This window comes from Congregibacter sp. (assembly GCF_047617445.1).
In the GTDB taxonomy this organism is placed as follows: Bacteria; Pseudomonadota; Gammaproteobacteria; order Pseudomonadales; family Halieaceae; genus Congregibacter.
In genome coordinates this window covers 1-14827 of record NZ_JBLGBE010000085.1, presented here as the reverse complement: position 1 = coordinate 14827, position 14827 = coordinate 1, and the positions used below count along the sequence as shown (strand labels likewise).

General features: G+C 56.6%; 15 protein-coding genes. 12 read left to right on the top strand and 3 right to left on the bottom strand.

Going from position 1 to position 14827, the window contains the following annotated elements; genetic code table 11:
- From ACI9KD_RS14875 to ACI9KD_RS14865, 3 genes are all read right to left on the bottom strand, one after another.
- A partial coding sequence (locus ACI9KD_RS14875) for a pyridoxal 5'-phosphate synthase (RefSeq protein WP_414981963.1) occupies positions 1-404 on the bottom strand: 404 nt, incomplete at its 3' end.
- Positions 401-970, bottom strand: coding sequence for a DUF4136 domain-containing protein (locus tag ACI9KD_RS14870; RefSeq protein ID WP_414981962.1), 570 nt, complete (start codon positions 968-970; stop codon positions 401-403). The genes ACI9KD_RS14870 and ACI9KD_RS14875, both read right to left, overlap by 4 nt.
- A gap of 50 nt (positions 971-1020) precedes the next feature.
- The gene (locus ACI9KD_RS14865) at positions 1021-1320 is read right to left on the bottom strand and encodes a hypothetical protein (RefSeq protein ID WP_414981961.1); all 300 of its coding nucleotides are present in this window, start codon (positions 1318-1320) and stop codon (positions 1021-1023) included.
- A 162-nt stretch (positions 1321-1482) separates the two neighbouring features.
- Between ACI9KD_RS14865 and ACI9KD_RS14860 the strand changes: the two genes are divergently transcribed.
- From ACI9KD_RS14860 to ACI9KD_RS14805, 12 genes are all read left to right on the top strand, one after another.
- Entirely contained in the window at positions 1483-2760 is a 1278-nt protein-coding gene (locus tag ACI9KD_RS14860) for a hypothetical protein (RefSeq protein WP_414981960.1), read from the top strand.
- On the top strand, positions 2741-4150 hold the full coding sequence (locus tag ACI9KD_RS14855; protein WP_414981959.1) for a hypothetical protein: 1410 nt from the start codon (positions 2741-2743) through the stop codon (positions 4148-4150). Before ACI9KD_RS14860 ends, ACI9KD_RS14855 begins: the two co-directional genes overlap by 20 nt.
- 68 nt (positions 4151-4218) lie before the next feature.
- Positions 4219-5361 carry a hypothetical protein gene (locus ACI9KD_RS14850; RefSeq protein ID WP_414981958.1) on the top strand — a complete coding sequence of 381 codons (1143 nt, stop codon included), beginning with the start codon at positions 4219-4221 and terminating at the stop codon, positions 5359-5361.
- A 15-nt stretch (positions 5362-5376) separates the two neighbouring features.
- Entirely contained in the window at positions 5377-6906 is a 1530-nt protein-coding gene (locus ACI9KD_RS14845) for a hypothetical protein (RefSeq protein WP_414981957.1), read from the top strand.
- Positions 6906-8966 carry a PEGA domain-containing protein gene (locus ACI9KD_RS14840; protein ID WP_414981956.1) on the top strand — a complete coding sequence of 687 codons (2061 nt, stop codon included), beginning with the start codon at positions 6906-6908 and terminating at the stop codon, positions 8964-8966. Before ACI9KD_RS14845 ends, ACI9KD_RS14840 begins: the two co-directional genes overlap by 1 nt.
- Positions 8967-8970: 4 nt before the next feature.
- A complete protein-coding gene (locus ACI9KD_RS14835) occupies positions 8971-9201 on the top strand; it encodes a hypothetical protein (protein ID WP_414981955.1) in 231 nt (76 codons plus the stop codon).
- Between the two features lie 8 nt (positions 9202-9209).
- Positions 9210-10010: a MotA/TolQ/ExbB proton channel family protein gene (locus ACI9KD_RS14830; RefSeq protein ID WP_414981954.1), complete on the top strand. Its 801-nt coding sequence runs from the start codon at positions 9210-9212 to the stop codon at positions 10008-10010.
- The gene (locus tag ACI9KD_RS14825; RefSeq protein WP_414981953.1) at positions 10010-11308 is read left to right on the top strand and encodes a hypothetical protein; all 1299 of its coding nucleotides are present in this window, start codon (positions 10010-10012) and stop codon (positions 11306-11308) included. Before ACI9KD_RS14830 ends, ACI9KD_RS14825 begins: the two co-directional genes overlap by 1 nt.
- A 12-nt stretch (positions 11309-11320) precedes the next feature.
- Entirely contained in the window at positions 11321-12415 is a 1095-nt protein-coding gene (locus tag ACI9KD_RS14820) for a VWA domain-containing protein (RefSeq protein WP_414981952.1), read from the top strand.
- An 11-nt stretch (positions 12416-12426) separates the two neighbouring features.
- Positions 12427-13422: a VWA domain-containing protein gene (locus ACI9KD_RS14815; RefSeq protein WP_414981951.1), complete on the top strand. Its 996-nt coding sequence runs from the start codon at positions 12427-12429 to the stop codon at positions 13420-13422.
- Positions 13423-13429: 7 nt separating this feature from the next.
- The gene (locus ACI9KD_RS14810) at positions 13430-14080 is read left to right on the top strand and encodes a hypothetical protein (protein WP_414981950.1); all 651 of its coding nucleotides are present in this window, start codon (positions 13430-13432) and stop codon (positions 14078-14080) included.
- Complete coding sequence (locus ACI9KD_RS14805) at positions 14032-14739, top strand: hypothetical protein (protein ID WP_414981949.1); 708 nt, start codon at positions 14032-14034, stop codon at positions 14737-14739. Before ACI9KD_RS14810 ends, ACI9KD_RS14805 begins: the two co-directional genes overlap by 49 nt.
- Positions 14740-14827 lie beyond the last annotated feature (88 nt).

Below are 14827 nucleotides of genomic sequence, written 5' to 3'. Positions count from 1 at the left end.
GCAATCTGGCTCTCCCGGGGCCGGGAGAGAAAATAGGTCGCCGACTCCGCAAGACTCATGCGCTTTGCAGTACCACCGACAATCACCTGTCGATCAAGCTCGTTCCAGGGAAACAGCAGTGAAACCTTGGGGTTAGCATCCATCGCTATAGCTTTATCACTTCCAAAATTGGTGTAGAAAACAAAGCCCCCATCAGAAAGCCCCTTGAGCAACACAATACGTTGCCAGGGCCGGCCTTCGTTATCGATGGTCGACAACGCCATAGCCGTAGGATCTGAGAGTCCTGCCTTTATGGCCTGTTCAAGCCAGTGCTCAAACTGAGCAATGGGAGACTCTCGAAGGTCCGCCGCGGCGAGCCCTCCGGCGGTATATTCCCTCCGATAGTTCTCGAAATTAGCGCTCATTGCGCCCCAGAGACGTCGGGAGGAAAGGGGGCCAGCACGGCTTTTGCCGCTATGGCGCGGTTTTTTGCGGCATTCTTTGGATCAGGATTAGTGGCAAGGCGGGACTGAATAGTCGATCTCCACACTGAACGACTGCGATCCGGATCAATCAAATCGACGATAAAGGTGCCTTGGATGTATTGATTCACGCTCACATCCGAGACCGGTGGGCCGCAGCGCCAGCAGTTGTAAGCGCTGGCCGCGTTGTAAGAACGGATATCCGTTTTCTCCCGAGTCACCAAGTGCCATGCGAGATAGGCGTCAGCGCTGTCGCGATCCTCCACGACGCTATAGCCGCGAGCCTGTAACTCACTGGTCAAAGCCTCATTGATGCGATCCACCTGCATATCGCTGATGAGCTTTTCGGCTGCAGAAGTACGGTCAATAGGCAAAATGGCGAGACGCTGCACCCCCTCAAATGCAAAGTTTGAATCAAAGTCGCTGACGGCCTCCAAAGTGGTGCTTGCACAACCATTTATAAAGTACGCCAGTGCAACGAAAGCGCCTGCGCGAAGCATTGATCGCATGAGTAATTCCCCCAATAGTTCGGAATTTGTCCGATAGCACCCTAGTATAGTCAATCGCTGGTCGAGGGAGATACCGGTGCCCGGACAGCAAAAGCGGGAATCTGAGGAAACGGATGCCAACGCTCCCAGCTTTCACCCAGTCGCGCCTCCACCGTTTCACCGAAAAACTCCTGATGCAGCTCGTCTACCATCTGCTGCAGAGCTTCTTTTTTGACTTCCCCCGAAATAACAGCCGCCTCCATGACCCCTTCGAGGCGAAACCGGGGTCCGGGCGGCGCGTCACCTCCTTGAGCAAGAAGTTGGAACTGCTTCGTCAATCGCTGTCTAATCTCTGCCTGTAGTACACCCATAAGAGTTTTTGCCGAGTTGAAGCTTAGGGTACAGTTTGCCACTGTAGGGCAAGGACCCCCAAGGAGAATCCGGCCGGCCTTTTGTCGGTGTTATCGTGGGCCGTAAAGGGCTTTTATACGTAACAACCCTGTTAGCCAATGTGAGCCACATCGATCGATCCAATGACGAGATTTATCAGCCTGCATCAACCATCTATCAGCCTCCGCCGGGGTTTCGCCCTGGCACTCGGCACGATGCTGGCGTTTTGTCAGGCTATCGCCAGCGCCCAAGAAGTCGAGCCTGCGCTGTCCGACATCTCGCAAAGCGAAGAACGTGCTCGAGACGCTTTGATGAACGACGTGCGGGCTTACCTGCAGCGAATTGAAGGCATAGAAACCATCGACGGCGCATTTGCTCCCGGCTTGACCGAGGACCTGCTGGGGCTTGGTCTGGCCTTACAGCGCACGGGTGATCATGAGCAAGCAGTAAAAGTATTCAAACGCGGGATACACCTCTCCCGAGTTAACGAGGGGCTCTACAGTCGCAGGCAGCTCACACTACTCAAAGGTGAAATCACGAGCCACATAGCTATGGGCGCGTTTGAAGATGCCGATGAGAGGCAACGCTATCTTTACCGCGTACAGAGCAAAACTCTCTCGGACGTCACCCGAGGACAAGCACTGATGCAGCATGCGTTATGGCAACGTCAGGCCTATGAAGCAGGCATCGGGGAGCAGCCCTTCACGCGACTGCTTAACATGTGGGGGCTGTATCGACTCGCGCTCACCGAATTTGCCCGCGTCGATGGCGACGCATCACTCACCCTTCTGCCCCCTTTGTATGGCATGTTGCAGGCGCAGTACTTGATCAGCGGTTTTGTGGGCGAGACCGCTACCGGCGAATATCGTACCGGCGGCGTCTATGGCGCCGAAGAGTCACAGCAAATCGGCTATCGGAGCCAAGCCTATAAACAAGGCAGCTCCGTGATTCGTGCGATCTACGACGTAAAGGTCGCTCAGCACGACAGCGACCCCAGCGACCCCAGCGACACAGTTGCCATGATGCTCATGCTAGGAGACTGGCAGCTCTGGCACGGTAAACGCAACGAGGCCTTTGCCACTTATGCCGAAATTTACGGGGAACTTGCCAAGGATGAAGCTGCCCAAGGCTTAAGAGAACAGCTTTTGGGCACACCGAGGCCTCTTCCTAGACTGGAGGGTGTTCGCTCGCTTCCTGAACCCTCAAATGAGCAAGACGGACTATTGCTGCTAGAATTCGGGGTTTCTGAGCGTGGAAAGGTCACGGACATCGTCCGGCTTGACGACAATATACGTAATGACGACAAAGCCGGAGACATTATCAGCCGGCTTAGACGAACGCCGTTCCGACCGCGTATAAGCGATGGAATGCCGGTAGACACAGAAGGACTGCGTTGGGCTTATGATATTTCCGCATGGTGAACAGCAACACTCCGAGACTCCGATTCTGCGAGGACCTGCGCTCAAGCTGCTTTTAGGGCCCTCTCTGGCCTGCCTGCTGCTGACAGGCTGTCCCAGCGCCAGCAATCCAACAACGCCTCAAACACCCTCTTTGCCGACGCCAAGTAGTAGCGCACCTCCGCCACCGAGCAGCTCATCTTCGTCAAGTTCCTCATCCTCGGAATCCTCGTCATCCAGCTCATCGAGTAGCAGCTCCTCATCACAAAGCAGTCAAAGTGAAGCCGGAGCCGCCGGCACGCAATCTCCCAGTAGCCCCAGCAGTAGCGCAGAATCTCAAGGCGGTGAGCAATCAGGTGAGTCCGCCTCCGAGAGCAGCGCCTCTGCACAGCAGGCCGGAGAAAGCGGATCCACAGACGGCGACCTCCAGGGTGGCGATGATGTCTCGCGCGACATGGGAGAGTTCCCTACAGGTCAGGCACCAGGCACAGAGGTTGCGGCTGGCGGAGAGAGTGGTGACCAAGCCGGAAGCGAAGCATCTGGCAGCGAGGCTGGAGCAGGCGCAGAAACGCGTGACGGTGTCGGCAGTGATGGCGCCGAGAGCACCGCAGGCAGCGGTGATACCGAAGGCGACGACAGTGCTGGCGGCGGTGAGCCAGGATTTGAAGATAGCGCGGGCGGCAGCGATGCACTCCCGAGCATGGAAGACGAAGAGTCTGTAGCTGCCGGCGGGGGTGGAATGGGTGAACCCTCTGCAGAATCCGGCGGTGCAGGCATTGAAGGCGCTGGCGGCGCTGCCGGGGGCATCCCGGGTATTCCCGGTGGTATGGGCAGCGGCGGAAGCGGCGCTCAAGGCCAGGGAGAGATTGCCGCAGGCGGGCAGCCAGGCACCGGTCAGGGCGCTGGAGGAAGCAGCGGTGCCGGAGATGGCGCTACGGGCAGTGGTACCTATGGTCGTTATCCTGCCGGCCAAGGCACTCTCACCCCGGGTGAACAGGTAGCCATTCTTGATGCAGAACTTGAGCGGGGCATGGGCGACTTTGATGCCATGATTCTCGAAGAACAGGCAGCCCAGCGCCGCGCGAACCGAGACCAAACCAGTAATGAACCGGTTCAGACCGCCTCAGCTGGCAGTGCCAGCGGAAGCGGCGAAGCTGGCGACGACTACGGACGTGCAATCGGTGGTGGTGGTGGCTACAGCGTCGGGGGCGGCATGGGTGGCACAGGCGGTGGCGGCGGCAGCATCCCTCAAAATACCGCCAAGTATCCTCCTCCTGCGGACATACCTAACGGCAATAATGATGACGTCGTTGCGCGCCAGCTGCGCGAAGCGGCTATGCGCGAACCTGACCCTGCGGTGAGAGAGAAACTCTGGGTTGAGTATCGTAAGTACACGGGTATCAAGCAGCCGTGACACCAGGGATTACCGCAAATCTGCGCTGGCTGGCCTTAGTTTGCCTAGGGCTAAGCCTTGCAGCTTGCGTGAGTCAAACGGTCAAAAGCACCTCTGTACCCGCGCTACAGGGAACTGCCGTGCCCGTGCCCGAAGACGAGCTCATGGATGTCGCTGTCGCCATTTTTGATCCGGGCATTGATTTCGCCGATGAGGATGAGCGTCTGTACCCTGAAGTACGCCGTGCAGAAGCGCGGTATATACCAAAACTGCTAACCGATGTGCTGCAAAACTCAGGCGCCTGGGGCGCAGTCAGAGTCGTACCCAATGCGGATCGTGTGACCGACTTGATGATCAGCGGCACCATTTTGCACTCCGACGGTGAGACTCTTGAAATTAAGGTGGTCGCCAAAGACTCCAGAGATTATGTGTGGCTTGACCGGGTGTATGAGGGCACGGCCAGTCGCTACGCCTACGACGCTAAAACTCGCTCAAGCTACGACCCGTTTCAGGCTGTCTATCATCATGTAGCCAACGACCTCATCGGAATTTTTGATGAACTCCCCAGCGCACAACGCAAAGAAATTCGTACGGTCTCAGAATTATTGTTTGCTCAAAGCTTTTCCTCAGAAGCCTTTGAGGGCTACCTCGACAAAACCCGCAAGGGAAAGCAGCTTGTCGTTAGGCTACCTTCCGAAGATGATCCTATGTTGGCCCGGGTACGCATGCTCCGGGAGCGCGACCACGTCTTCGTAGATACTCTGCAAACCTATTACAAAGGCTTCTCCGACGAGATGTTTGGCCCCTATCAGGAATGGCGAAAACTCAGTTACCAGGAAGTCGTCGCCTATCAGGAGCTCAAGCGTGAAAGTACGCGACAGCTCATCGCCGGAGGCGCAGCGATCATCGCCGGCATCGCCGCAGCGGGCAGTGGCGATCGCAGCGCCCGTACTGCAGGTAACGTCGCGATCATTGGCGGCGGCTATCTTCTGAAAAGCGGCTTGGAGAGTCGCGCCGAGGCACAGATTCACGTCGAAGCACTGGGAGAGATAGGCCAGTCTCTGGAAGCCGAAATTACCCCGCAGGTGATAGAGCTAGAAGACCGCACAGTCATGATCAGTGGCAGTGTGGAAGATCAGTACGCGCAGTGGCGTGAAGTGCTTGCGGAGATCTATCGCAACGAGATCGGTGAGCTGCCAGCGCAGACGCCCGACAACCGTATCCAGAACTAGTCGGACACATCTTCAGTGACAGAGCAGTACCAACGGGTTCGACCCACACCTTTTGACGCACCGGCACAAACGCCGGCAAGCGCAGCCGCAGCTACTGATGCGCGTCCCAAGTGGCTGCTTCCTGCCTTTGCTGGACTGGGAGTGCTCTTTCTCATCGTGATATTCGCATTGCCGCGCTGGGTTGACTCTCAAAACGATGAAAGCGTTGAGCTGAGCGGCACAACGGTAAGCACTCAGGACTCAGCGACGGCCAAGCCCGCGGCGGCATCCCCGTCTCGGGAACCCGAAGCCCCCTCCTCCCCCTTTGCCGATGCTCGCGCAGCTAAAGCTCGAACCGAGGCACAGGAGTTACTCGCCGAGCTACTGGATGTGCAAGAAAACCTTGATGACCGCGGTGCAAAAGAGTGGGCAAGCGATGCCATGGAGAGCATTGCAGCCCAGGCCTTAGCTGGCGATGGGCTTTATCGAGAACGAGAATTTGATGCGGCGATAGAGCGGTACCAACAAGCGCTCACAGAAGCACTGGCCTTGGAGCAGTCTTTGCCCGAACGCTTCAAGAACCAAACCGAAGCCACACGAGTCGCCATTGAGGCCTTAGACGCAGAAAGCGCGACCGCTAGCCTCAACATAGCCGAAAAGCTCGAGCCCGAAGCGCCTGAGACTGCAAGCTTGTCGCTGAGGCTCAACGCACTTCCCGAGCTGATTGACAACGTACTTGCTGCAACCGAAGCAGAGACTGCGGGTGATCTACCCGGTGCTGTCTCGAGTATGCAGGCCGCAGCAGACAACGATAGCGCACACCAAGGTGTTGAATCGGAGCTTCAGCGATTAAAAAAGGCGCTCACCGAAGAACGCTTCAACGCGGCCATGTCCCAAGGATATGCCGCACTAGATAACGCCGACTTCAGCGCGGCACAACAGCGCTTTGAGCGGGCCGGGGCTCTGAATCCCGGCTCCACTGAAGCAGCGGCTGCATTGCAGGAGCTGTCTGTTGCACGTACCGCAGCAACGCTGCAGCGGCTACAAAACCGTGGCCGTCAGCTTTTGCAAGACGAAGACTGGAGCGCGGCTATCAAGGTGTTTGAAGAAGCTCTGGCCATCGATCAAAGCCTACGGTTCGCCCGGGAAGGCCTGGCCGTCGCCAAGCCCCGGGGTCAGATTGAGAAAGAGCTCGCTGCTATCGTAAAACAAGCTGAGCGACTCGTTGACGACGCCATCTTGCAAGAAGCGAAGAACTCCGTGGTTCGCGCCCGATCATTGGATGGACTGGGCCCACGCCTGACAGAGCAGCTCACAGCAGCCGAGGACATCCTCGCCGTAGCCAATATCCCGCTGCCCGTCACTATCAGCTCCGACGGCTTGACCGAAGTCACGGTTTACAAAGTTCGCCGCCTGGGACTGTTTGACACACAGCAGCTCAATCTGCGCCCCGGACAATATACGGCAGTGGGGTCGCGCCGGGGATATCGCGATACACGCATTGTGTTCACGGTATCGCCCACTCAGACTGCGGCGGTTTATGTCGCCTGTACCGAGGCCATCTAATGAGCGCTGGCGAACGTGAATCCATTAAGCCTGCGGCTTTTGAGCCCTTAAACCCAGAGGCCGCTCCGACAAAAACCCGGATCCCTCTCTCCCGCTGGCTCATGTTTGCACTCATCGGCGTGTTTCTTGTAGCGCTGTGGTTTTTGCTCACGGCGCGTTCACTGGAAATCACCGTAGTGGCAGAAGAGGAAGCCAGCATAAATCTGACCGGACTCGTCCTGCCCTTTGGAGACCGGTTTCTACTCCGCTCGGGAAGTTACCCGCTGCGCGTCGTTGCTGTCGGCTACCATCCCTATGAGAGCGATGTTGCGGTCACCAAAGATGCAACGCAACGCCAGGAAGTGATTCTTCAACCACTGCCCGGTCGCCTGGCTATGGAGAGTGATCCTGCGGGTGCGACACTGACCGTGGATGGCGAGGTTATCGGTGTGACACCCTTAATCGATCTACCTATTGAAGCGGGCAGTCGAGTCTTGCGACTTGAACTGCCTCGCTATTTACCGCTTGAGCAAACCATTGAAGTCACCGGCCGAGATATTCAGCAACGGCTGGATTTGTCCCTCGATCCAGCCTGGGCCAACGTGAGTGTTGACAGTGCACCTGCGGGGGCCGAACTGCTGATCGATGGTATTCCGGTAGGCAAGACACCAGCTACCCTTGAGGTTCTTCAGGGCGAGCATGAACTCGTTTTGGAGCTACCGGGTTTTGCTGGCGAGCAGCGGGTTCTCAATATCGAGCCCGGGGTTGCTCAGGACTTGGGTAGCGTAGTCCTGATACCTGCCACCGGAGTGCTTAGCCTGCGCAGTACGCCCAGTGGCGCTAACGTCAGCGTCGATGGTGAGTTTGCCGGACAAACGCCGTTGGAACTGGAGCTCGAGCCCAATATGGATCATCGCATCAGTCTATCCCGCGCCGGCTACCGACGCGCGAGCGAGACCTTGCGTATGAAGGCTGGATCCAGCCTGGAGCGCATGCTCAACCTCACACCCTTGCTGGGTGACGTGCTGGTCAAAGTCAGTCCTGCTGAAGCCGAGCTGCTAGTTAACGGCCAGCCCGTAGGCCGAGGCAGCCAGACCCTCTCCCTACCCGCCGTGCTTCAGCGCCTGGAAGCGCGACTGGACGGCTACGAAAGTAGTAAGCGCAGCGTCACACCTCGTCCGGGGCTTGAACAGTTAGTTGAGATCCAGCTCCTGACGCCACAAGCCGCTCGCAAGGCCCGTCTAACTCCCACGATCACCACCGCCTTGGGGCAGACACTAACGCTCATGAATCCGCTGGACTCGCCGCGCAACGAGTTTTCCATGGGTGCTTCGCGTCGAGATCCCGGCCGCCGAGCCAACGAAGTTCTTCACCCGGTTCGCCTTGAGCGCCCGTTTTACTTTCAAAATCAAGAAGTCACCAACGCCCAGTTTCGCCAGTTTCAGGCGTCTCATAACTCTGGGCAGATCGAAGGGAACAGTCTCAACCGCGAGCATCAACCCGTCGCACAGATCAGTTGGCAGCAAGCTGCATCTTTTTGTAACTGGCTGAGTCAGCGAGAAGGATTGACGCCGTTCTATCAGGAGCAACAGGGAATTATTATCGGATTCGATCCCAGCGCCTTGGGTTACCGATTGCCCACCGAGGCGGAGTGGGCGTGGGTTGCCCGGATTCGGGGAGATGCACTCCAGCGTTTTACCTGGGGCGATGACTTCCCTCCCAAGAATCTAGCCGAAAACATTGCAGACAACAGCTCAGCCTACGTGACTGGCCGAGTGCTTAATGGTTATAACGATGGCTATGTAGTGAGCGCACCGGTAGGCAGCTTTAAAGCCAACGAGCGTGGCATATTTGATCTGGGTGGTAATGTCTCGGAGTGGATACATGACGTTTACATCATCCCCGCTTCGAGCGGTGTAGTAACAACGGATCCCCTGGGCGGACAAAGGGGTGACAATTACGTCATTCGCGGCGCAAGCTGGGCGCTGGGACGACTACCCGAGTTGCGCCTGTCCTATCGCGATTATGGGCAGGCAGGACGGGATGACGTAGGATTTCGAATCGCCCGCTATGCGGAGTAACACGATGTCATTAACAAGATACCTAAGCGCGCTACTTTTTTTGCTGGCCAGCTATTCGCTCGTCAGCTATGTGGCGGTGGCTCAGCCAGAGGCAACGTCAACAACAGCTGATAATGAAACAAGCATTGAACCGGAGCCCGCGGCGGTCTCCCCGGTAGATCAACCGTTTGAAGATTACGAGGCCTCGGAGCAAATCTCCGAAGATTTATCCGTCGCCTTTCCCGTCGATATTTAGGAAAACTCATGAAGAACAGCCTCTCATCCGAGTTCATGTTCCAGCTCTTTGCCTTACTCACAGCGGTTATTTTGGTGCATGCTCTATATGTCGCGGTCATTCGACCCAGTGCCGATGATCAGCTGGCTGCCGACATGGCAGCTCAGATCGCCGGGGAAGAGGTCGTCCCAAAACGCAGTCTAGCGGTGGTTATCCGCGACTATGAGCAGGAGGCCTGTTTCATATTGCTTATCTGGGCATTGTCGATCATGGGCTACAAGGGTCGATTGAATCTGAAAGAACAGCAGCTTCTGGAAGAGGAGTTGTTATCTATTCCCGAAGGTACGAGCGTGCTCCCGGAAGACGCGCGGCAATACAGCCGCTCTATCGAGGCTCTTCCTCCAGAACAACAGGATTTTTTGCTGCCGCGCACCCTGCTGTCAGCTCTACAACGTTTCGCAACCACGGGCAGCATACCCGCCGTCTCGGACGCGATTCGAGAGCAGTGTGATATCGAATCGGACCGCCTTGATTCCGAACTCTCCATGGTCCGGTACATTGCATGGGCAATACCCTCTATCGGCTTTATCGGTACCGTTCGCGGTATTGGTGACGCACTAGGACAAGCTTACAAAGCCGTTGAAGGCGACATTTCGGGAGTGACGGTCAGTCTGGGTGTGGCCTTTAACAGCACTTTTGTCGCTTTGGTGCTCTCCATCATTATCATGTTTTGCCTGCACCAGCTGCAGTTGGCGCAGGAGCGCCTGGTACTCAACGGCCAACGGTATGCCGATAGTCGCCTTTTGCGCTTTCTGGTAGCTAACGACTGATGGTCATCCTCGATTGTCGTGATACGCAGATTAGTCTGTGGCAGGAAGGGTCCGCGCTTCACAGCCCTGGCTTTGTCATGCTTGAAGGGAGTGAGTATCACTTCGGACAGGCTGCCTTCGAACAGTCTCGCTTACGGCCCCGAAACACTAACAGTCGTTTCTGGTGGCAACTTAGCACCCAGCCGTTGAAACCGGCGCTGGGCGCAGCAAGGCACACAGCTGACCTGGTGCATTCTCACCTTCGCCACATCCATGCCACCGCCGGAGCGCCCTCAGCGCTAGTACTTGCGGTGCCCGACAGCATGCCCAAGGAACAACTTTCTCTACTGCTGGGTGTCGCACAGGCTAGTGACTTTAAAGTTGCAGGGCTCGTGAGTCGCAGCGTGCTGATTGCCAGCAACAGTCCAGCGATTGCTCAAGCAGGTAAGGCTATCCATCTGGAAACGCAGCTCAACCAAACCATCATCAATGAATTGCTCGTGGAAGACGGCAAGCTGCGCGTTGTTCGCAGCACCCCCCTACCCGCTTGTGGTCTGCTAGCGCTCCAGGAGCGCTGTGTTTCTGCCATCGCCAGTGCGTTTATTCAGCAAACTCGATTTGATCCCAGGCGCAGTGCCAGTAGCGAGCAGGATCTCTACAACAAGCTGCCGAGTATTCTCGCGACGCTGCGCGACCGTGGAGAAGCGAGTGTAGACATCGACGGGCATCGCAGTCGGATAACCGCCAGCGCGCTTGCGGGTGCGAGCGAACATCTTATCAAAGGCTTGGAGCAATCTAGGCCGACAGCGGACATCCCCATACTATTGGACCCGGAACTACACTTTCTGCCGGGGATGGAGGCGCTCAAAGGCGAGGCGAGCACCCTTGCAGTAAACGCGCTTTGGAACGCATTTACTGCGCAGCGCGCGCATATCGAACTGACTGGCGAAGATCTCCATCTTGTCGATCAGTTACCCCCCCTGGGCGGTGCCGAACAACCTTCCGGGACGGCCGATGTTGCCCAGACCGAGAGCCCCAGCAGTGATCGCACAAGTACGCCTCCCGGGGTCGAACCTGCAGCATCGCAGGGCAAGGCTACGCACGTGCTAGTGGGCACTCTGGCGCTGCCTCTGGGTGACGAGCAGGTTCTACTGACCGGCGGCTTTTCCCTGCGTCTGACCAGCGGCCACTGGACTCTGCATGGCGATGGCGGGCTGATCAACGGCATGCCCAGTACACCCCAGCAGCCACTGTCGCTGGGGGACACCTTGTCTTTGGGAACTGCCGGGCACGGACGCCTGATCGAAGTCCAGAGCTGAGGCTGATAACCCGTGGCACGGCGCAACAAACGTAGCTTCACCACCTTTAACCTGTCGTTTCTGGACATCATGTCCTGTGGATTCGGTGCTGTGATATTGGTGTTTCTGATTATCGATCACTCGATCGTCGTGGAGTCCAAGGAGCTCAACGTAGACCTGCTTTCCGAGGTGAATATGCTCGAGGAGGACATCCGGGAAGGCGAAGAAGGCCTTGTGGTGCTGCGTAACACTCTTGATGAGGCTGATCTGGAAATTGTGCAAGCCGAGGGCCGCGCCACCCGCGTGATCGATGAGGTCCAGGAGTATGAGGCACTCATCGCCGCCCTGATTCCCGAAGATGTCAGCGAAGACGAGTCCATAGAAAAACTCAAAGCCGAGGTTCAATCGCTCGAAGAGGAAGTCAAGAAGCTCCGGGAAGCAGCAGAAGAAGAAAGTGGCAAGAGTGCTCGAAGCTTTGTCGGAGACGGGAACCGACAATACCTCACAGGACTTAATCTTGGTGGCAAGAACATCGCCATTTTACTCGACGTATCCGCCAGTATGCTCGCCGACCGAGTGGTCAACATTATTCGGATGCGCAACATGGACCCAAAGCTTCAGCGCAGCACTGAAAAGTGGACACGGGCACTCAACACCATGGACTGGCTGACCTCACAGTTGCCCGTGGGCAGTGAGTACCAGGTGATCACCTTCAACACCAAGGCACAAACCGCATTGCCGGAGACCGCCGGAAAGTGGATGGAGGTGGCCGATCAGGCGCAGCTTGAAGATGTATCCGCTGCACTGCGCGAGATCGTCCCAGCCAACGGCACCAGTCTGGACAATGCTTTTAGCTACCTGCAAACCCTGTCACCCGTGCCGGACAACATTTTCCTGATCACCGACGGTCTGCCGACACAGGGCGCCAACCCGCCGCGGGGATCCACAGTCAGCGGCAACCAGCGCCAACGACTGTACCGCGAAGCAGTGCGCAAACTGCCGGCAAACGTTCCGGTGAACATCATTCTCGCACCAATGGAGGGTGACCCTCTGGCAGCCTCAGAGTTCTGGCAATTGGCCCAAAGCACTCGGGGTTCCTTTATGAGCCCTTCCAGTGACTGGCCCTAGGAATAGCGGAGATGCGTAAACGTCGCGAAATGTCGGAGTTCTCTTTGTCCTTTCTGGACGTGATCTGCTGTGGTTTTGGCGCGGTGATTCTACTGCTGATGATCACTAAAACGGTTCAACCGCAGATTATTGAGGCGTCTACAGTCAACCTTGAAGGATTGGTTGCAGATCTACAGGAACAGCTCTTTGAAATCCGTGGCGAGACGCGATTCCTCAACCGCGACTTGAACGCCCGTAAAGAGCAGCTCTCTGATTACAAGGAGCGCATCGCGATCTTGCGCGGGCAGCTGGCATCGACCAGATCGCTCTTTGACAGCCTGCAGGTGGAAACCAGCACCAATTCAATAATCACTGAGCAACTGGCTATTGCACGCCAGTCCCTCACGGCGGAACAAAAGCGGCTCATGGCCGGACTGGAGGTCACAAGTAACCTCATCGGCGGTATTCCCGTGGACAGCGAGTACATTATCTTCGTGATAGACACCTCGGGCTCTATGTTTTCCTACGCCTGGGATCGCATGATGCAGGAGATCGATGCGACGCTGAACATTTATCCCAATGTGAAAGGCATCCAGATCATGAACGACATGGGTAAGTACATGTTCAGTCGTTATCGTGGTCAGTGGATTCCTGACACTGACGGGCGTCGCCGGGTCATCATGCAGAATCTGCGCAACTGGAACGTGTTTAGTAATTCCTCTCCTGTGGAAGGAATCACCGCCGCAATACGCACTTTTTACGACCCGGACAAAAAGATTAGTATCTACGTCTTTGGTGACGAGTTTACCGGGGACTCCATAGGGGAAGTAGTGGACACTGTAGAGAGAATCAATCGCGAGGCCTCCGATGGCCAACGGCGAGTGCGAATCCATGCTGTAGGCTTCCCCGTACAATTCATTCGGGCAGCTAATCTGCAGACTACGGGTATTCGCTTTGCCGCACTCATGCGCGAGCTAACCTATCGCAATGGAGGCACGTTTGTCGGACTCAATGACTTCAGGCCCTAACAGGCAAATGCCGCGCCGCCATGGCTTCGCTTTGGCGAGCCTGTTGTTCACGCTCATATTTCTAGCGGGCTGCGGCGCTAAGGAAGTCGTGGTCGTCGGAAACTTCCCGCCGCCTTTAATGACTCCCCTGGAGGTCAATCTTGGGGTCTGGTATGAGCCGGAGTTTGTGAGCCATGAGTTTTTTGATGAAGCTAAAGGCAGGACAGAATCCGCCTGGATCGTCAAAACCGGCGACGCCCAAGTGCAGATGTGGAGTCAACTGCTAAACAATATGTTCGTCGGCGTCACCAAAATGGACGGCAAACCTGCACCGGAGCAAATGAACCCCATCGTTGATGCGGTGTTAATTCCCCGCGTGGACGAACTGCAATACGCCATTCCTGCGCACACTAACGTGAAGGTCTATGAGATCTGGATGCGTTACGCGTTTCAGCTCGTAACGACCAATGGCGAACCCATCGCTGAGTGGACCATGACGGCCTACGGCAAGACCCCAACCGCGTTTCTACAAAGCGATGAGGCTGCGGTCAACCTAGCCGCTGTGGTCGCATTGCGCGATGCCGGTGCGCACTTTATCACCAGCTTCCATAAAGTGCCGGAGGTTGCCCAATGGCTGGAACAGCTGCAGCAACAACGCGCCGCGGTAGCCGCCCGGTGAGTCAGAAACGCAATCTACTGCTAGGACTCACGGCGCTGCTTCTCACGGGCTGCGTCACATCGACAGTGGATGAAATGGTCTTTAACGAGCCTACTGAGGGTATTGGCGATTCGACCGTCGTGATTTTGGGCCGCCGCCACGCCAGTGACTACGAAACCGAATTCGACTTTATTGAATGCATCGCCGATCACGTTGTGGCCAGAGACTCCAGTATTGAAATTATCGATGAGATTGAATTTATTAACATGCTTTACCCCTGGTTCGAGCCTCGCACGGCCCCCCTGCGCCCAGCGGACATAGATCGTTTAGTACAACAAGAACCGGTGGCAGAACGATTGATCGACCTCAAGCTTGAGTACATGATTTGGGTGGACGGAAGCACAGTACAAACCAACTCCGCAGGCTCTATGACCTGTGGCGTTGGGCCGGGAGGCGCCGGGTGCTTCGGGTTTGGTACCTGGGGCAACGCATCGGACTACGAAGCCAAAATTTGGGATTTTACAGACAAGGCCGAAGTAGGCCGTTTGAACACGAGCACCAGCGGGCAGTCTTATATGCCTGCTGTGATTATACCCATTCCCATCATCGCGCCAGTTCAGAGCACCGCCTGTGACGGCCTAGGGGATCAATTGCTGCAGTTCTTATCCAGTGAACACTAAGCTCCAAGGCCTGCTCCTAGCATCTGCGCTAGGTGCTACGCTCGCCGTGCTGCCCGCCTGCACGATTAATCCGGCGACAGGTGGTGCC